The organism is Acidicapsa dinghuensis, from assembly GCF_025685685.1.
Lineage (GTDB): Bacteria > Acidobacteriota > Terriglobia > Terriglobales > Acidobacteriaceae > Acidicapsa > Acidicapsa dinghuensis.
In genome coordinates this window covers 20,864-39,500 of record NZ_JAGSYH010000012.1, presented here as the reverse complement: position 1 = coordinate 39,500, position 18,637 = coordinate 20,864, and the positions used below count along the sequence as shown (strand labels likewise).

Here is an 18,637-nt window from a genome sequence, read left to right as displayed (position 1 = left end):
CGAGATCTATGAGCGGTAAATATTTTGTCGATACCAACATTCTTGTTTATGCGCATGACCGCAACGCAGGCGACAAACATATCCGCGCTCGTAAAGTAATTGACGAACTCTGGAACTCCGGCGAAGGTGTTCTTAGCACGCAGGTGCTGCAGGAGTTTAGCTACAATCTGCGCAAGAGAGCTACAAGGCCGCTCGCAGCAGAAGAGGTCAAACTGCTCATTCTGGACTATTCAACGTGGCAAGTTGTCACAAATACATCGGCATCTATCGTACGGGCTCTTGAATTTGAAGAGCGTTTTCGAATTTCGTTTTGGGATGCCTTGATTATTCAAGCAGCAGAGACTGCTGGAGCATTCGTGTTGTACTCCGAAGACTTATCCAACGGGCAGTTATACGGCACGATTCGTGTCATCAATCCTTTGATAAGCAGCGCGAGTTGACATGGTGCTATTGACACTACTCCATGTCCCGCCAGTTGTGGCCGAAGGATAGATCGGCTTCGATTGGCACTTTGAGCGTGACGACGTTTTCCATCGAGTCTTTGACGATGGGGACGATTGCGTCTTCTTCATCCTCTGGTACTTCGAAGAGAAGTTCGTCGTGGACCTGCAGGACCATTCGCGTGCGCAGCTTGTGCTCTGCAAGTTTGCGGTCGATGGCGATCATAGCGAGCTTGATCATATCTGCCGCGGTGCCTTGCAGCGGAGTATTGATGGCGGTGCGTTCGGCGAATCCGCGCTGGTTGGCGTTGCGGCTTTCGATGTCAGGAATAGGGCGCATGCGACCAAAGAGCGTGCGCACGTAGCCCTGCTTACGCGTCTCTTCGATAGTTCGGTCGATGAAGGATTTCACGCCTGCATAGCGGGCAAAGTAGCGCTCGATATAAAGCTTTGCCTCCCCTTGCGGGATGCTGAGCTGAGCGGCGAGCCCGAAAGCGGAGATGCCGTAGACGATGCCGAAGTTGACGGCTTTGGCGCGGGCGCGGGTGTGCTTGTCCATCTTGTCGGGAGAGATGCCGAAGACTTCACTGGCCGTGAGTGTGTGGATGTCGCGGCCTGTCCGGTAGGCGTCGGCCAGGAGTGGATCTTCGCTGAAGTGAGCCATGAGCCGTAGCTCGATTTGCGAGTAATCGGCTGAAAGCAGCCGATAGCCTGGAGCAGCTACGAAGGCGGCGCGAATCTCACGGCCAAGCTCGGTACGGATGGGAATGTTTTGCAGATTAGGGTTGACCGATGAGAGACGCCCTGTCGCCGTCGAAGCGGCATTAAAGGTGGTGTGAACGCGAGAGTCTTTATCTACCAGCAATGGAAGCGCGTCGACGTAATTGGATTTGAGCTTTGCCAGATGTCGAAACTCGATAACGAGCTGGGCAATCTCATGCTCTTCAGCCAGGTTTTCGAGGACATCCTGCGCGGTTGAGATCTTCTTGCCTTTGCCGTAGATGAGTGGTTTAGGCAAGCCCATGTGAGTAAAGAGCACTTCGCCTAGCTGCTTGGGCGAGTTGATATTGAAACGGCGGTCAGCAAGAATGAAGATACGTTCACTGACACGATGAATTTCGGAGCCGAAGCGCTGCGAAAGCTCGTCGAGAGCGCCGAGATGGATGCGAACACCGCTCGACTCCATACGAAAGAGAACCGGAACGAGCGGCAGATCGATGGTTTCGTAGACGCTAGTGAGTTTGTGTTCTTCGACCTCTTTGCGAAGTGTGGGCGTGAGCGTTTGGATAGCATGCGCAGCGCCTGGCAGCGATGCAGGAACAGGCTGGCCCGCGCGGGCCGCCACATCGATCAGCGACTGCGTAGCATGTGTTGGATTGAGCGCATACGAAAGCAGCATGGTATCGGTGATTGGACCGCGCAGCGTGACACCGAGTGCGCTGAGATGGTGTGACGTCGATTTCCAATCGTGTACAAATTTGGGGACCTGCTCATTTTCAAGCAATGTTCGAAGCTGTGGAGTCAACTGCAGGCGTAATGCGAGCTCTGGTTTGTCATCTGCCTTGACAGAAACACCAAGGTATTCCGGCGTGGCCTCTTTGCCTACCTGCGATTCCTCTGCTGCTTCAAATGCATCGAGCAATGTGGGCATTGGCGGCAGCGCTTCTTCTTCTGCAACTTCAGCATTCGTTTCAGTGGAGCCAGAGGAAGATTCGGATCTGGCGAGGCGGGCATCTTTATCGAGAGCGAACGCGAAGCCATGTTTTGGCGCTGCCGCGAAAAAGGCTGTTATCTGCTCCGCTGCCGGATCTTCGATTAGCTCTGCGGTTGGCTTCTTGATGCCGGGTGCGAGATCGCGAAGCATGGATGTGAATTCGAGCTCGGTGAAAAGCTCGCGCGCTGCCTCGAGATCCGGATCTGTGGTCTGCATCTGCGCCAGATCGAGCTCGATGGGTACGTTGCAGTCTATGGTGACAAGTTCTTTCGAAAGCAACACAGTTTCGCGATTTTGCTGCAGTGATTCGCGGTAGGTCTTGCGCTTGACCTCTTCCGCACGATCAAGCACAGCCTCGACGCTGCCGAACTGCTGGATGAGTTCGACAGAACCCTTGTCTCCGATACCGGGTGCGCCGGGCACGTTGTCGATGGTGTCGCCGCGCAGAGCCATCACGTCGATTACCTGCTGTGGAGGCACACCGAGGATTTCGATGACCTTGGCGGGATCGATGACGAGATTGTCTTTTTGCGGATTGAGCACGCGCACATGCTCATTGATGAGCTGCATCATGTCCTTATCACCGGAGACGATGAAAACTTCGTGGCCTTCTTCTGAAGCCTGGCGTGCGAGGGTGCCGATGACGTCGTCTGCCTCAAACCCAGCGGCTTCAAGTATCGGGATGTGCAGTGCTTCGAGCGAACGACGGATGTAAGGAAGCTGACGTGCGAGATCTTCGGGCATGGCCTCGCGCTGCGCTTTATAGCCCTCGTAACTGATCTCGACAAATGCTTTGTCTTTGCTTGACCAGCGGCGAAGCACGCCGATCTCCTGCGCTTTGGCGTCACGAAAGACAGCTCCGCTTACGTCGAAGACTGCAGCCAGGTAGTGCGGCGCAAAGTCGGCGCGGAGCTTGGTGATCATGTTAACGAAGACATAAGTTGCCGCTGTGGGCAGGCCTGAGCGCGTAGACATTGGACGGCTGCGCTGCATGGCGTGGTAGGCCCGGAAGATGAACGACATGGTGTCGAGGAGAAAAACGGGCTGTTTGGAGGCTACTTCGGTTTCGGCGGTCATCGAATGCGAGTCTAGCAGCGGAGCGCGGATGGATGCCACACCCGGTTAACCACCTGGCGGACTAACGAATGAACATGCAATCGCCGTAGCTGAAAAAGCGGTAATGCTCGCGCACTGCATGAGCATAGGCAGCGAGCACTCGTTCGCGGCCCGCGAAGGCGCTGACCAGCATGAGCAGGCTCGATTGGGGCAGATGAAAATTGGTGAGCATGGCGCCGACGGCTCGGAACTGGAAGCCGGGAGAGATGAAGATTTCTGTTTCGCCGCTGTGAGGCGCGAATTGACCGCTGGTTGAGGTTTCGGCCTTAAGCGCGCAGTGTTCGAGTGTTCGGACGGCTGTGGTACCGACGGCTACAACACGGCGGCCCTCGGAGCGGGCTCGGTTTAAGGCTGTGGCAGTCGCTTCGGGGAGCGTGTAGCGCTCGCGATGCAGATGAATCTGGTCGAGACGGTTGACGCGGAGAGGCGCAAAGGTACCGAGGCCGACGTGAAGGGTGAGCTTTGCAATCTCGACTCCGCGAGCGGCTATTGCATCAAGAATCGGGGGAGTGAAATGAAGACCAGCCGTCGGCGCTGCAACCGAGCCGCGCTGCTGGGCAAAGACAGTCTGATAGCGCTCGCGATCAGCAGTGGAGTCATTGCGCCTGATGTACGGCGGCAGCGGCATGTGGCCGATTTGGTCGAGGATTGCGTAGAAATCCTGAATCGACGCAAAACGAATCGTGCGCTCACCGAACTCGCCCGCGCCAATAACCTCGGCTTCCAGAACAATCTCGTCAGCGATATCGGGAAAAACGAGATGGTCGCCGGTGCGAACCTTCTTTCCAGGACGAACAAGGGCGGTCCAGTTCCCTTCTGCTGTGGGAGCTGTAAGCAGAACCTCGATGAGACCGGTGGCAGATTGCTTGCCTCGGCTTGTGGCACGGCGAGCGAAGAGGCGCGCCGGGATGACGCGGCTGTCATTGAGAATGAGCAGGTCGCTAGGATTGAGCAGCGAAGGAAGATCGGCGAAGGATCGGTCTGAAACCAAGGGCTCACCGTTCGTTTCTGAATCGCGGTTCAATACGAGCATGCGGCTCATGCCGCGCTCGGGGGGTGGTTGCTGGGCAATCAGCTCTTCTGGCAGATAGAAGTCGTAATCGGCGACCAGAGTCCCGTCGCCAAGCAAAGATCCGCGCGTCATGCAAGGTCCTTCCCCGCGAGATGTGCAATTGCCCTCATGCGCACACGCTCCAATGTGACATCGAGTTGATCGCGCAGCGTGGGAAGCTCGTCGTTGGTTGCCTCTTCCGAAACGATGGTCCACTGTCCCCAACTCACGGCAATACGCGTGAATGGCTTCGGAACAAAAAACTGGTCCCAGGAACGCATGATCCAGGCTTTCTGCGGCTGCAAATGAAACGAGCCGATAGGCGCACCGGAGAGCTGAGCTAGCTTGACTGGCCCCATCTTGGCGCGATAGATGGGGCCGCGTGGGCCATCGGCGGTGAAGATCGCCGGAGTACCTTCATCCAGCACACGATTGAGGCCAATGAGTCCCTGCTGGCCTCCGCGGGTGCTGGAGCCGCGCACTGCATGATAGCCGAACAGCTCAAGGATGCGCGTGATGAGTTCGCCGTCAAAGCTTTGGCTGATGAGGATTGTCGCGCCTGTGTTGCGGAAGTAGTATGCGCACGGTAGGACGCATTGGTGCCAGAAGCAGTAGATCTCGCGTCCTGGGGTAAAGCCGTGGAAGGCCGGAGTGACACCTTCTTCGGCCATGACTTCAAAGCGCCAAGTGCGGCCTACGATCATCAGCAGGGCCCAGACGATGCGCGGCACGACGGCAAGAATGATGCTCTGGGCAAAGGTGAATCGCGCTGATGAGCTGGTGCCTGTGTGCTTTGTGGTCACTCCCTTTCATTTTAGTGGCTGAAACGGATAAACCGCTTCAACCAGAAGGGACTAGCTGTAACGCAGCCAGCGCAGAATCTCCGGCAGCGTAGCGCGTTTGCCATACATGAGGATGCCAATGCGATACAAGCGCGCGGAAACCCACAGGATGGCCCAGATGCTAATCACCATGAGGATAATGGACGCCGCAAACTGCCAGGCTGGAGGAATCTCTGAACCCATACGGAGGAACATCACGATTGGAGCACAGGGCGGAAAGAGTGACAGGGCCACAGACCAGAACGAATTGGGGTCGTTGATGATGACCAGAATGACCGAGAAGCTGAGCCACACAGGCAAGGCTGCCAACGGTGTATACATCTGTAGCTCCTGCTCGGTTTCGCAGGTGGCTGCGATACCTGAGAAGAGAGAACTGTACAGGAAATAGCCCAGGATGAAGTAGACGGGAAACATGATGGCTTCTACCCAGGAAAAGTGGATTTCGAAGTCACCTTTGAGATAAGCAGTTGCGAGACTTGAAGTGAGGATGAGAGCTGCGGCCACCACCCATATCAGTATCTGCGTGAGACCAACGGCTCCGACACCGACGAGCTTGCCAGCCAGCATCTCGCTGGGCTTGACGATGGAGAGCATGACTTCGAAGATGCGCGAAGTCTTCTCCTGAATGATGGAACGCGCAACATTAAGGCCATACATGACGGTGGTCATGGAAAGCAGAATTGCCATAGCGTAGCCCTTATAGAAGGATGCGAGGGCATTGCTCTTGACCACACCGCCATCACGGCGAATCTGGTAGGTTTCTATCTTGACGCCTTTATCGAGTGCCGATGTTTCCGACCCACTGAGGCCAAATCCGGCCAGGCGCTGATCCACTACAGCATGATCGACAGCATCGTTGAGACGGCCGTTGGTAGTGAGATCTGCCGCAGATGCCGAGGTGTACGTGGCAATCGGCGCGGCGGAAGACGAAGTCTGAATGAAAAGGAAACCGTCGATTGATTTGCTCTGCACCTGCTTTTGCAGCACAAGCCTGTCTGTCTCAGTCGCTGGAGCTAGCACGTCAATCTGTGGAGGTTTCGATTCGGAAGATCGCTTCGATGATTTTGGTGTCAACAACTCGGTACGGATGGCATTGGCCAGATTGGCATCGTTGGAAGCGATGACCAAATGCCGATGGGAACCGAGACCGATGCTGGAGAAATAAGCGATGGCGATGAGCAGCACAAAGACCGCTGGCACCATGATCGTGGTGAGACGGAAGGCACGGCCACGGATCTGTTCGAGATATTCGCGACGGGCAACGAGAAGGACGTTATGCATCGGCGCGACCTCCGACGGTCTGAATGAAGATTTCTTCCAACGATGGCTCTACAAGCTCAAAACGATAGATCGTGGCGACGGATGAGGCCTCCTTAAGCAGCTTCTGCGCGTTGCCGTTGTGCTTGAGCCTGATCTCAACATGGCCGGAGAAGTTATTGACTTCGGCGATCTCTTGGCTGTTGAGGAAATCGGAGCTGCCCTCAAACTCAATGATGACGTGATTGCGTTCATAGCGGCTCTTGATTTCACGTACACGGCCTGAAAGCACCGCTTCGCCCTTATTGACAAGGCAAATGGCGTCGCAAAGTTTTTCGACCTGATCCATGCGATGTGTGGAGAAGACGATAGCTTTGCCTTCATCTCTCAGCTCAAGCAGCGTGCGCTCAAGCAGGGCCGCGTTGACAGGATCGAGGCCGGAAAAAGGCTCGTCCATGATGATGAGGCCGGGATCATGAAGCAGGCATGAGATGAACTGAATCTTTTGCTGCATGCCTTTCGACAACTCTTCAGTCTTCTTACCAAGCGCATCGGCAATGTCGAGCCGCTCTGCCCATGCCAGAGCACGTTTACGAGCCTCCGCGGCAGCGATGCCATGCAGTTCACCAAAGAAGATGAGCTGATCGAGAACCTTCATCTTCTTGTAGAGACCGCGCTCTTCAGGCATATACGCAACACGCTCCAGGCTTTTGCGGTCAAAAGGCTGGTTGAAGAGACGAATAGTACCTGAGTCGGGAATAGTAATACCCATAATCATCCGGATAGAGCTGGTCTTCCCTGCTCCGTTGGGCCCCAGGAGGCCGAACATCTGCCCGGAATCGATGGATAGGCTCAGGTTGTTGACGGCGACTTTGGTCTCGTAGGCTTTCGTAACCCCTGCGAGTTCGACGACTGACATGTGTACTCCCGCCGCCTGGATATTCGACAGGCTGACGCTATCTCGATACGCAATCTGGGTCAGTGTAACAAATGGTCCAAGACATCATTGCGCGCAGACCGGTACGCAGTGAAGCGGGAAATCGTTCCGTGGCAAGAATGAAACAGGGATATTGCAGTTCAGGCTGGATCTCGAACCAGGATGGCTGACATGCGATCTGAGTAGACGAGTTTCCAATGATGGGTCATGGTAAGTACGCGAACCATGTAAGAGTTCGCGTTCAACAGGCAGAACTGGATGTGGTATTGATCGAGCAGAGCTTCTGGATCGGTATTGAGGTTCATCCAGTTCATGTATTGACTAAGTACGCCTGCCCATTCATATATCTCTGCGCGCCCATCGATGAAGACAGGATGTTCCGGCATAGCCCAGATCAGATAACCCCCAAACGTATAGTCGTTGAGCATCGGTCCTGTCAGGTGATGGGACTGAATGTAGGAGACAGCGGCTACTGGGCTGCCTGATTCTATTTGCGACCGGAGAGCCGCAGGTCTGGGAAAGCCTATCCAGACCGTAGCCATAGCCAGCATGATCATGATGACATTAGGAAGTAGCCGATCAGCGGCGGGATTATAGTTTTCCCATTCGTTTGCCAACAGACGCACAAACACGGGGGCGGTCAGGATACCAAAGACGAACAGCATGCGATCATGACCGCCAGCGAGCCATAACCCGAGGGCAAGTAGAAGAAGCTCTTCTAACCTGATTTCGGCTCTGCGGAGTGCAACCAACAAGAAAATCGCAGCTAGAACAAGCAACAGGACGACACCGCGCTCGCTCGTCAGCTGCAAGGGATGCCACTCCTGTACACCAGCCAGATTGATAGGCTCCCGCAACATGAGATCGATCGGGAATACCACTTGCCGGAGTCCGTCGGGATTGATGAAGAGAGCGGCGATGGAAACTAAGGTTGCGGCTAAAAATTGACCGCGAGTGGCGCGAGCCCAGCGTTGCGACGTGATTGAGCCAACGCGGAAGTCGAAGAATGAGGCTGCGAGATAAACAGCGGTCAGCAAAATGCCCAGGAAAAATGAGCCGTGAATATTTATCCAAATAGCAAAAAGCAATGGCATCAGCCAAAACCAGCGGACGCTGCGTGTGCGGCCTAAATGGATGATGAGGAGTTCGAAGAGGAGCAAAAGATAACCAAGAAGCTGTGGACGCACTGAGGCGCCAACGGTGGAAAAGACAAACAACACCAGAGCGCCGAGAAATGCTACCTTCCAGTTTCCTGAATAGAGGCCGCAAAGAATGTATCCGGCAATATAGATTGCAGACAAGGCTGCGCAGAGCCAGAGCATCAACCCGGAATAACCGAAGAAATGGTAGACCGAATAGATGGAAAGTTGAGCAAGCCACTCGTGAGGAACCAGCAGATGGTGATTTGCTGTAAAGGAAAAGGAATCCGCGGTGGGAATGGAATGGCTGTTAAAGATCATCTGCCCCATTCGCAGATGCCACCACATATCCGGATCATTAAAGCGACCGCGCACAGACAGTACTGCCAGCACGCACAGCATGGATGCAATTACGACGGGGAAGGAAAAAAGGCGTTTCAAGGCAGAAGAGGAATATCCGGCAGTCAGAGCTGCCGGAACACTGGCGGAACTCACGCGGTTCCGATCTGCTGACCCTCGTCTTCGAAGATCGGCTCTGTATCTGCAAGGCGAATCAGGCGATGCAGATATGCACGCGAAATACAAAGGCTGCGCGCGGCGAGCGTCTTATTCCCGTGATTTTCACGAATCGCGTTTTCGGCGAGCTTGATTTTGTAATCGCGTAATTGCCGTTCAAAGGAACCCGCGGGATGGAAATCTCCGATATCGACAACGTTGCTTTCTTCGCGGATGTTATGCGGAAGATCTTCAAGACCGATGGACTCGCCCCGGCAAACGATGATTGCCCGCTGGATAATATTCTCAAGTTCGCGAACATTGCCCGGCCATGAATAGTTCTGTAATGCGGCTAGCGCCTCAGGGCGGAAACCCCGGACCGGCTTATCGTAGGCCTCCGCATATCGATCGAGCAGATGGGTTGCAATCTGCGGAATATCCTCGGCACGATCCTGCAGAGGCGGAGCATCAATGCGCATTACATTGATGCGATAGAAGAGGTCTTGCCGGAACTTACCCTGGGCGACCATCTCTCCCAAGTCTCTGTGAGTTGCGAATACTAAACGGGCACGTAACGGAATAAGGCGGCTGCTGCCGAGGCGAGTGAACTCACGCTGCTGCAGAACACGCAGCAACTTCACCTGCGTGTAGAGGCTAAGTTCGCCAATCTCATCGAGAAAAAGGGTTCCGTCGCCAGCCTGTTCGAAGAAACCTTCGCGGGTTCCCACAGATCCGGTGAAAGCTCCTTTCTCATGTCCGAAAAGTTCGGATTCAATTAGAGTTTCTGGAATTGCGCCGCAGGAAACAGCGACAAATGGCTTGCTGGAGCGCGAACCCAGATTGTGAATTGCTCTGGCGATCAACTCTTTGCCGGTGCCACTTTCGCCGGTAACGAGAACCGAGGCATTGAGATCGGCCACGCAGTTCACCAGTTCGTAGACTTTCTGCATCTGGGTGCTGGAACCGATCATGCCGTCGCAGTGGGATTTCTCATCGAAGCGCTGCTGTACGTTCTGAAGTTGTCGTTTAAGGGATGAATTCTCATGGGCCCGGCGGAGCATCATCTTCAGATCGCGAATTGACGGTGGCCGACGGCAATAGCCAAAAGCTCCCTGACGCACAAGATCAGCACCGGTAGGACGCAGACCATCGTCCACCATGGCGACCAGGGGAACCGGCTGGCTAACCAACCGGCGGGCTGCTTCGATCCTTTTGCCCGCAGATATTGCATTCGAATTCAGGTCGACAAGCACCACGTCGCATTCGTCGGCCTCAATCCGCTCGATCATGAGCGCTTCTTCTGCTGCAAAGACGAGTTGGAAATCTCTGCCGAGGGCTGACGCCAATATCGGCTGCATGGTGCGATCTTCCGAAAACAATCCGATCCGAATCATCCGGTTGGACTCCATCCGCCGATCTCCGCTCGCAGCACGCAAAATACACGGCTACCAGAGTCCGTCCGCGCTTGCATCCGCGGAATCGATACATGGAGGGGCACTTCCTTTATCGGCTAGTGCAGGCGTTCTGTTGAATGGCACTTTTGAGTCATAAAGAACACGGAAGCGCAACACCAGTCAATACCAAAGTAGTAACCGCGCCAGAATTACGCTTGAAAGCGTTACCAAAACGGGGTTTATCACAATGCCAACCATATATTTATGAGCAACTTAGCCTGTATGATTCCCAAATCGTGGGCGGTGCATGGCCTCGTATTGTCTATCGTTCGCTCTTTTCCGCCACCCGATTAATGGGCACCAGGAATACCGAGATATCTGCAGCATTGTCTTGCAAGTGAAATGCCGGAGTGTATATGAGGCGCGTCACTCCCAAATGAGGCATGTAAACGCCAGTGCACACCACGTTTGTGAAAGTGATCTACAACACTGGTAATACGGTACTTAATGACAATTCCCCATTTGGCCGGAGAATTGCACTATCCTTCACGAACGCGATTCAGGATGGGTTCATGGGAACGCACGCATTTGCCTGGTGGCCAACAGTCGCAGCCTTAGCCGTTGCCACCTTTACAGACCTCCGCAGCAGGCGCATTCCCAATTGGCTGGTCTTTCCCTTCCTTGCGCTCGGTTTTATTGCACCTGCCGTGGCAAATGGCTGGCACTCATTAACTCAAAGCCTGGAGGGCTTTGCTCTTGGAATCCTGGTGTACGGAGCTCTAGCGATCTTCGGCGGAATGGGTATGGGCGACGTAAAACTAGTGGCGGCGATTGGGGCCTGGGTGGGACCACGGCAACTCTTGTTCGCAATGGTATTGACAGCCGTGGTCGGTGGCCTGATGGCGCTGGGCACGCTGGCGTTTCACAAATATCGAAACTGGAGGCAACAGAAACAACTGATTTCGGAACTGGATGGAGGGGCTCCAGACCAGTCCATTGTGAATGACCCGTTTCGTCAGAAGATTCCATACGCACCAGCAATTGCAGTAGGAACATTGCTTTCGTTTTTCTCCCGCTGATCTGGGATTAGCAGTAATGCCGGCTAGTCCGGCCAACAGGTAATCAGCCAGAATTGCATGGCTGAGTAGGAGTTCCGGTTTAGTGATGCCAATGCCGACACAAGATCCCGATGCTCTCGGAACGAACGTTTTAACGATCGCGCTTATTGGTCCCGATCAACAGCGGCGCAATGGCATTGCCATCACTCTGGCTGGATTGCAGTCGGGCCTGACTCGCGAGTTCACGGCCTATCCAGAGCTGGACGAAGTACCTCGCATACTGCACGACGGCTACGACGTTATCATGGTCGATCTCGATAGCAATCCCGAATATGCACTCGATTTAATAGAAGCGATATGCGGCGGGGGATCGCCAACTGTGATGGTGTATTCAGGACGCACCGATCCGGAATTGTTAGTCCGCTGCATGCGGGCAGGTGCACGCGAATTTTTGACGCAGCCCTTTGAAGCAAACACGATCGCCGAGGCGATGGTTCGAGCGTCCGTCCGAAAGCCCGTAGTCAAACCCGCGAAAAAGAGCATCGGTAAATTATTTGTATTTCTGGGAGCCAAAGGCGGGTCCGGCGTGACTACGCTGGCCTGTAACTTCGCCGTGTCTTTAGCAACTGAAACCGGCCAGAACAGCCTTTTGATTGACCTTCACCTGCCTCTGGGCGATGCGGCTCTGGATCTTGGAATTACTGCACAATACTCAACCGTAAATGCTCTCCAAAATGCTGCCCGACTGGATTCAAACTTCCTCTCGAAGCTCCTAACGAAGCATGATTCCGGATTGTCTGTGCTAGCTGCACCAGGCAAATTTGCCCAATCTCAAACAACGCATGATGATGTGGACAAACTGCTTGCCGTGGCACGGCAGGATTTCGATTACGTCGTAGTAGACGCAGGCACGCGGCTCGATCTAGCCGATTCATCACTGTTCGATCAGGCGACGATCATTTACCTCATAACCCAGGTAAGCATCCCTGAGCTTAGAAACTCGAATCGGCTCGTATCTGAGTTCTTCACGAAGACCTCAACCAAACTCGAGATTGTGTTGAACCGCTACATGCCTCGCTCACTGGGAGTCGATGAAGACCACATTACGAAGGCCTTGACCCGGCCTGCAACCTGGCAAATACCGAATGATTACGCAACCGCAAGGCGCACCCAGAATACAGCCACACCGCTATCCCTGGAAGACACACCGATTGCGCGAGTCATCAAGCAAATGGCACGCACGGCAGCGGGACTACCTCCGGCTGCTGAAAAGAAAAAGAAGTTTGGCCTCTTCTGATCGATATCCGAACGTTAGGACGGAAATAACGTGGAACAGTTGAATTTAGAAAGTTTCAAAGCGGATATACACCGGACCTTGATCTCCCGGCTGGATCTGGAGAAGTTGTCTCGCGTGAACTCGACGCAGGCACGCCAAGCGGTTGCGGGTCTCGTCAACGAGATCGTTTCCGAACAGAAGGTGCCGCTGAGCTTTGAAGAGCAGGAAAAGATTCAATCAGACCTGCTGGATGAAGTCTTCGGCCTTGGGCCACTGGAACCGTTGCTGAAAGATTCCAAAATTTCCGACATCCTGGTCAATGATAAGGACCATGTATTCGTTGAAAAAGGAGGCCGTATCCAGCGCGTGGATACGAGCTTCCGCGATGACCGGCATCTTCTGCAGATTATTGACCGCATCGTTTCGCGCGTGGGCAGACGCGTGGATGAATCGTCGCCGATGGTGGATGCGCGCCTGCCGGATGGCTCGCGTGTCAATGCGATTATTCCTCCTCTGGCATTGGATGGCCCTTCTATTTCTATCCGCCGCTTTGGCACCGGACCTGTCGCAGCAAATCAGTTGGTCGCTCTGAAGAGCATTTCTGCGGAAATGATGGAGGTGCTGGCGGCTGCAGTACGGGCCCGAATCACAATCCTGATCTCCGGCGGCACCGGTGCCGGCAAAACAACTTTTCTAAACATTCTTTCCTCGTACATTCCGCAGAGCGAACGCATCATCACGATCGAAGACGCGGCTGAATTGCAAATGGCCCAGGAAAACATCGTTCGCCTGGAAACCCGTCCACCCAACGTGGAAGGACAAGGTGCAATCCGTCAACGGCAGTTGTTGATTAACAGCCTGCGTATGCGTCCAGACCGCATCATCCTCGGCGAGGTGCGCGGTGAAGAAGCTTTCGATATGTTGCAGGCCATGAATACTGGTCACGAAGGCTCTATGGCGACAATTCACGCCAATACAACGCGCGACGCACTGAGCCGTCTCGAATCGATGGTTGCGATGAGCAACCTCAACCTGCCGGAAAAAACAGTGCGTCAACAAATTTCCAGCGCTGTCACGATCGTTGTGCAGGTATCGCGGCTGAGTGATGGAACTCGTAAAGTCATGAGCGTTTCGGAAATCGTCGGCATGGAAGAGAACGTAATCAGCATGCAGGATATCTTCACCTTCCAGAAAAAAGGTATCGGCCCCGATGGCAAGGTAATCGGAATGTTTCAACCAACGCATATTCGTCCTAAATTTCTCGAGCGGCTCCGTGTCTCAGGTATCTTCCTGCCACCGAGCCTCTTCGAGAACGTACTTGAAGTGAACTAGCAGGTAGAGGAAGTAAAGATGGGTCTGATTTTTCTGGTTGTGTTTATCGGCGTATTCAGCGTTGCCGCTATGGTACTGATAGCGACAGGGACTGGTTCGTCACAGCAAACCAAGAAGGTGCTGGCGAGGCTCGATTCGGCACTCGCCACGAGTTGGATCCATTCCAATGACGAGGTCGTAGATCTTCGTAAGCAGGAACTCTTAAGTGCTGTGCCGTGGATCAACCGTTGGCTTAGCAAGATAGAACTCGCGCCCAGATTGCGATTGATGCTGTATCAAGCCAATCTGAAATGGACCGCTGGCGGCTTGATTCTTATGTGCCTTCTAGCATTCATGGTCTCTTCTTATCTGGTTAACTTGAAGCTCAACAATTCGCTGATAGCAATTCTGGCCGGACTTGTTTTAGGTGCTTTCCCTTTTCTCTTTGTTCTCTTCAAGAGAGGCCGCCGCTTCAAGAAATTCGAGACTGAATTGCCGGAATCTCTAGACTTGATGGTGAGTGCGCTGCGTGTGGGTCATAGCCTTAACTCTGCTCTTAGCCTGGTCTCGAAAGAATGCCCCGACCCGGTAAGCACCGAATTTCGTATTTGCTACGACGAACAAAACTATGGCCTGGAACTAAGGACCGCCATGGATAACCTGACTACACGAGTCCCTCTTCAAGATCTAAAAATTGTTATTACTGCGATCCTGATACAGAAAGAAAGCGGCGGTAATCTCGCTGAGGTCCTCCAAAATACGGCTCACGTAATCCGCGAACGATTCCGTCTTAAACGGCAAATTATGACTCACACCGCACAAGGCCGTTTAACAGGCATCATCCTGACATTGCTGCCGCCAGTCTTGGGCATACTAATTTTTTTAATCAATCCGCAGCTCATTAGCCTGCTCTGGACACGTGCGATCGGAATCAAGCTTCTTTGGGCTTCGCTTGGCATGACGATTCTCGGTGGTCTCTGGATAAGCAAAATCGTAAACATCGACGTATAAGGGAGTTTCATGGGCATTGCAATCATTTCGTTCCTGGTTGTTTTTCTGCTGATCGCCAGCGGGGGGGTCTTGCTCTTTTATCGAGAGCAGATGTCCAAGCGCCTGTCAGCGGTCATTGCGCCGGAAACTAAGCCCAAGAATCTTATTGGAACAATCCAACAATCCGGATTCTCTCTAGCAGGTGTTGTCGAGCATCTAGAAAAGGTAATCCCCAAAAGTCAAGCGGAAGTTGGAGTTCTGCAACAGCGTCTCATTCGGGCAGGCTATCGGGAGGAATCCGCAGTAGCTTTCTTTCGTGGCACCAAAGTGGTCGCAATGGCTGTTCTTGTGGCAACCGTTTTCTTTACCGGTTTCGGTAATGATAATCCAATCGTTATTTACCTCTGCGCACTAGGACTAGGCTTCATTGTGCCAGACATGATACTTGGACGCCTGATTAAGAAACGGCAGAATAAGATACGTCGTGGATTACCAGATGCTTTGGATCTTATAGTTGTCTGCCTTGAAGCAGGCCTCAGCCTCGATCAGGCAGTGAAGCGAACCGCAGAAGACTTAGAGAAAGCTCAACCGATGCTCTGCGATGAGCTGAAAATTGTAGTTCTGGAACAAAGGGCTGGAAGACCGAGAACGGATTGCTGGCGACACATGGCAGAGCGTACCGACGTGGATAATGTGCGCAATCTGGTGTCGGTTCTGGTTCAGTCTGAGCAGTTCGGCACCAGTGTTGCTAAAACGCTGCGAACGCACTCAGAAAATTTGCGCACACAACGAATTCAGAAGATTGAAGAAATGGCGGCAAAGACTACCGTGAAATTGGTATTTCCACTGGTACTTTGCATATTTCCTTCACTCTTTCTGGTTGTCCTGGGTCCAGCGATTCTCTCCATGATGGACTCGTTTAAGACTTTGTTCTCTAAATAACACGAAGGGAGAAACGACATGAACAGTACCACGATGATCCAGATTGTAGCTGGCGTGCTTGCTGTGATCGTGCTGATTGTTCTGATTCAGCGCCGTCGCACCCGGGTTCGGTAACGAGGCATCGTACATAGAAGAGTAGATAGACGATGTCTACTCTTCGTTCTTCCGGCCCAGAGTTCCGAGACTCATGTCATTGGTGATCTGCTCTGGATCCTGTGGAGATGTATTGCCAAATTTTGACCTTAACAGGCTTACGGACTGGCCTCCCCCAACTATTAACATGATAGTCCGACTAAATACATACTCATGGGATACAGGCACTCTTGTAATCGGCGCCGGCATAATTAACCTCGGCGCCGATTACGAGAACCGACGAAGGGCGTAATGCAAAAGCGGCGATATTGTGTGTACAACCAAACCCGAGAGTCGTTTCTAAGCCTTGGCGTTGCGGTAGCTGATACCACGATGACACGGCTCAAAGGGCTCATTGGCAAACTCTCTCTTGGACTAGACGAGGGGCTTTGGATAGTTCCATCAAGAGGGGTACACACTATCGGGGTACTGTTCCCTATTGACCTGATCTATCTCGACGATGCGTTGAAGGTAATTCATGTAGTCGAGTCTTTCCCAACATTTCGCGTGTCGCCTTTAATTACCCATGCAACCAGCGTGTTAGAGCTCCCCACACACACAATATACTCATCTCAGACACAGCCCGGCGATCAGTTACTCATTTGTCTCGGCGAGGAAATGGAAAGCCAGTTAAAAATGGCCACAACAAATCTTGGCTTATCGAGCTGATGGCTGTCCGGAATGGAGTGGAAATGTGGCTTTTGGGAAAGGCCACTGAACCCACCGAATTGGACCTCTTCAAAGAATCGCCATAGGTCACCGCGAATAGCGGCGCCACCGCTGCAGCGTATTCTTGGACTGGCACTGCTCTCCAAGCCTCATGATGGCGAGCAAGAACGCGAAGTGCAAGCTTGTCTATTCCGATTGATCGGGGATGATAATCAGAACCTCGACAGCGGCGGCATTGCCATTGAACCGCGCGGGACGAAATTGCCACTCATTCATCATGTTGGTGAGCATGGCTGCCTGCGTCACCTGGGGCGGGAACACCACCTGAAGTTTTTCGAAGCGCCCCTCTTGATTCACAAAGCCATGAAGAATGATGGCGTCGGAATCGTCATCGTCCGGATCGATATTGGGACGAACAATCTCATACGGCCACGGCGCTTCCAATTTTCCTCCAGCAGGATTCGCAGCCTCGATAAGACTTGGTAAGGAGTATTGCATAATCCAGCTCTTGCGCTGCCCCACGCGAAGATAGACCGTGGATGCCATTCTCCCGCTCCACATCGAGGCGGTCTCAGGGTATTGATCAGCGACGGAAGATCCGACCACAACTACTCCAAACTGCCCATCGCGGGACAAGCTGATATGAACGGCTCCTCCGGGCGCTGCAGCAGCATTTCCAGTACCTGAGCCTTGTGAAGGGAAAATAGTTGTTCCTCCCAAAGAGCTATTTCCGGAACTCCCTTGCGGTGCATTCTTTGCATCAAGCGAACCTGCGCCAACTGCACCTGATTTAGCAGAGGCTACGCCAGAGCCAGGCATTGCCGAAGCTGCTCCTCCAGTACCGGTACCTCTGTTACCGGTACCGTTGCCTGCCTCTGCCAGCGCTTTTGGATCGGTACCCAGTTTTGTTCCTGCTGCGACTCCGCTTCCAGCTCCGCTTGCGGAGTTTGTCCCTGCCGGAGACGGATCGTGCAATATGCCAGGAATCTCCATTCCGGGATTAGCTTTTGGAGAGCCCTGATTCGCGAGCGGAATCACGACTGTGCCTTCGTGCACTCGTACATCCGAGAGCGAAAGTATCTTGGCCGGAGTAGGGGCCTTGGGCTGATTCGCCAAGGATGTTGTTTCCGGCATTTTCTTTTGCGGCTCGGGCCCGTGGACGACGATTGGAGATGTAGTTCCTGTAGGAGTAGGAAGTCGGCTTGCCGAGAGTGGCGACGAAGCGATCTTGAACTCCGACAAGTTATCTTCTTTAATCGGCGTCTCAAGGGAAGGACGAACCTCTGAGATAGAAGGTGTTTGTGGAAGCGGGGGCATCGCCCGTTTGACAACCACTTTTTCTGGCCCCCAAAGGACAAGAAGCGGAATCTGCGCCTTTTCTGGCAAAAGAACGTTTTTCGGGGCTTCTGGCTGGATCAATAGGCGGGGTGCAGGCATAACGTGAGGCACAGGCAGTTGAAGCGCTGCAGCGGCTGACGCACCTGAGCCACGATATGCCAGTCCCTCTTGCGCGCTTGAACCGGCAGATGAAGGTATAAGGCGGGAGTATGACGTGCTTCCTGCGTCTTTAGCTGGAGTCGGCTGTGGCTTGTGAAGATCGAGAACCCTGACAGAGAAACGATCGCTACCGGGAAATCGCTCGATGATGCGATTTCTCTGGTACATATGCATGCCAATGAAGCTGAACGCGACCGCGTGCAGGGTGACAGAGACGAGATAAGGCGAAACAAAAGAGTTGGATGGCACCGGCTCTGCGAAGAGCGTTGTCATTGGCGCGAATCTCATCTCTCTTGGCTCTCTTGTCCAAATGTGCTGTTCGTACAGTGGAAGAGCTGAATCATCCGAAGTGCCTGTGTGGCGAGTTCTACCTGGAA

Annotated in this window: 15 protein-coding genes; 7 read left to right on the top strand and 8 right to left on the bottom strand. The window is 53.5% G+C overall.

The features are described 5' to 3' along the window. The first annotated feature begins 8 nt into the window (after window positions 1–8). Window positions 9–440: a PIN domain-containing protein gene (locus OHL22_RS24330; protein ID WP_263342444.1), complete on the top strand. Its 432-nt coding sequence runs from the start codon at window positions 9–11 to the stop codon at window positions 438–440. Window positions 441–456: 16 nt separating this feature from the next. Here the strand turns inward: OHL22_RS24330 and polA are convergent, their stop codons facing one another. From polA to OHL22_RS24295, 7 genes are all read right to left on the bottom strand, one after another. After that, the gene (gene polA / locus OHL22_RS24325; RefSeq protein WP_317890921.1) at window positions 457–3,270 is read right to left on the bottom strand and encodes a DNA polymerase I; all 2,814 of its coding nucleotides are present in this window, start codon (window positions 3,268–3,270) and stop codon (window positions 457–459) included. A 22-nt stretch (window positions 3,271–3,292) separates the two neighbouring features. Next, window positions 3,293–4,414 carry a tRNA preQ1(34) S-adenosylmethionine ribosyltransferase-isomerase QueA gene (queA, locus tag OHL22_RS24320; RefSeq protein WP_263342442.1) on the bottom strand — a complete coding sequence of 374 codons (1,122 nt, stop codon included), beginning with the start codon at window positions 4,412–4,414 and terminating at the stop codon, window positions 3,293–3,295. After that, window positions 4,411–5,124, bottom strand: coding sequence for a lysophospholipid acyltransferase family protein (locus OHL22_RS24315; protein ID WP_263342441.1), 714 nt, complete (start codon window positions 5,122–5,124; stop codon window positions 4,411–4,413). Before OHL22_RS24315 ends, queA begins: the two co-directional genes overlap by 4 nt. A 51-nt stretch (window positions 5,125–5,175) precedes the next feature. Next, window positions 5,176–6,444, bottom strand: coding sequence for an ABC transporter permease (locus OHL22_RS24310; RefSeq protein ID WP_263342440.1), 1,269 nt, complete (start codon window positions 6,442–6,444; stop codon window positions 5,176–5,178). Beyond that, entirely contained in the window at window positions 6,437–7,339 is a 903-nt protein-coding gene (locus OHL22_RS24305; protein WP_263342439.1) for an ABC transporter ATP-binding protein, read from the bottom strand. Before OHL22_RS24305 ends, OHL22_RS24310 begins: the two co-directional genes overlap by 8 nt. Before the next feature lie 158 nt (window positions 7,340–7,497). Next, window positions 7,498–8,937 carry a hypothetical protein gene (locus tag OHL22_RS24300; protein ID WP_263342438.1) on the bottom strand — a complete coding sequence of 480 codons (1,440 nt, stop codon included), beginning with the start codon at window positions 8,935–8,937 and terminating at the stop codon, window positions 7,498–7,500. Between the two features lie 50 nt (window positions 8,938–8,987). Next, window positions 8,988–10,385, bottom strand: coding sequence for a sigma-54 dependent transcriptional regulator (locus OHL22_RS24295; RefSeq protein WP_263342437.1), 1,398 nt, complete (start codon window positions 10,383–10,385; stop codon window positions 8,988–8,990). Window positions 10,386–10,957: 572 nt separating this feature from the next. Between OHL22_RS24295 and OHL22_RS24290 the strand changes: the two genes are divergently transcribed. The 6 genes from OHL22_RS24290 to OHL22_RS24265 all read left to right on the top strand — a co-directional run bounded on the left by OHL22_RS24290 (window position 10,958) and on the right by OHL22_RS24265 (window position 16,763). Then, window positions 10,958–11,464, top strand: coding sequence for an A24 family peptidase (locus OHL22_RS24290; protein WP_263342435.1), 507 nt, complete (start codon window positions 10,958–10,960; stop codon window positions 11,462–11,464). Between the two features lie 85 nt (window positions 11,465–11,549). Next, on the top strand, window positions 11,550–12,740 hold the full coding sequence (locus OHL22_RS24285; protein ID WP_263342434.1) for an AAA family ATPase: 1,191 nt from the start codon (window positions 11,550–11,552) through the stop codon (window positions 12,738–12,740). 30 nt (window positions 12,741–12,770) lie between these two features. Then, window positions 12,771–14,051 (top strand): CpaF family protein, encoded by a 1,281-nt coding sequence (locus tag OHL22_RS24280; protein ID WP_263342433.1) that lies wholly within the window; start codon window positions 12,771–12,773, stop codon window positions 14,049–14,051. Between the two features lie 18 nt (window positions 14,052–14,069). Next, on the top strand, window positions 14,070–15,041 hold the full coding sequence (locus OHL22_RS24275; RefSeq protein ID WP_263342432.1) for a type II secretion system F family protein: 972 nt from the start codon (window positions 14,070–14,072) through the stop codon (window positions 15,039–15,041). A 9-nt stretch (window positions 15,042–15,050) separates the two neighbouring features. After that, on the top strand, window positions 15,051–15,962 hold the full coding sequence (locus OHL22_RS24270; protein WP_263342431.1) for a type II secretion system F family protein: 912 nt from the start codon (window positions 15,051–15,053) through the stop codon (window positions 15,960–15,962). 384 nt (window positions 15,963–16,346) lie between these two features. Then, window positions 16,347–16,763: a DUF192 domain-containing protein gene (locus OHL22_RS24265; RefSeq protein WP_263342430.1), complete on the top strand. Its 417-nt coding sequence runs from the start codon at window positions 16,347–16,349 to the stop codon at window positions 16,761–16,763. 186 nt (window positions 16,764–16,949) lie between these two features. On the opposite strand, the gene OHL22_RS24260 is transcribed toward OHL22_RS24265, so the two are convergent. Then, the gene (locus OHL22_RS24260; protein WP_263342429.1) at window positions 16,950–18,548 is read right to left on the bottom strand and encodes a hypothetical protein; all 1,599 of its coding nucleotides are present in this window, start codon (window positions 18,546–18,548) and stop codon (window positions 16,950–16,952) included. Window positions 18,549–18,637 lie beyond the last annotated feature (89 nt).

Coding starts and splice junctions, on each gene's coding strand:
- OHL22_RS24330 (WP_263342444.1), top strand. CDS start 9: ATGAGCGGTAAATATTTTGTCGATACCAACATTCTTGTTTATGCGCAT.
- queA (WP_263342442.1), bottom strand. CDS start 4,414: ATGACGCGCGGATCTTTGCTTGGCGACGGGACTCTGGTCGCCGATTAC.
- OHL22_RS24310 (WP_263342440.1), bottom strand. CDS start 6,444: ATGCATAACGTCCTTCTCGTTGCCCGTCGCGAATATCTCGAACAGATC.
- OHL22_RS24305 (WP_263342439.1), bottom strand. CDS start 7,339: ATGTCAGTCGTCGAACTCGCAGGGGTTACGAAAGCCTACGAGACCAAA.
- OHL22_RS24295 (WP_263342437.1), bottom strand. CDS start 10,385: ATGATTCGGATCGGATTGTTTTCGGAAGATCGCACCATGCAGCCGATA.
- OHL22_RS24290 (WP_263342435.1), top strand. CDS start 10,958: ATGGGAACGCACGCATTTGCCTGGTGGCCAACAGTCGCAGCCTTAGCC.
- OHL22_RS24285 (WP_263342434.1), top strand. CDS start 11,550: ATGCCAATGCCGACACAAGATCCCGATGCTCTCGGAACGAACGTTTTA.
- OHL22_RS24275 (WP_263342432.1), top strand. CDS start 14,070: ATGGGTCTGATTTTTCTGGTTGTGTTTATCGGCGTATTCAGCGTTGCC.
- OHL22_RS24270 (WP_263342431.1), top strand. CDS start 15,051: ATGGGCATTGCAATCATTTCGTTCCTGGTTGTTTTTCTGCTGATCGCC.
- OHL22_RS24265 (WP_263342430.1), top strand. CDS start 16,347: ATGCAAAAGCGGCGATATTGTGTGTACAACCAAACCCGAGAGTCGTTT.
- OHL22_RS24260 (WP_263342429.1), bottom strand. CDS start 18,548: ATGAGATTCGCGCCAATGACAACGCTCTTCGCAGAGCCGGTGCCATCC.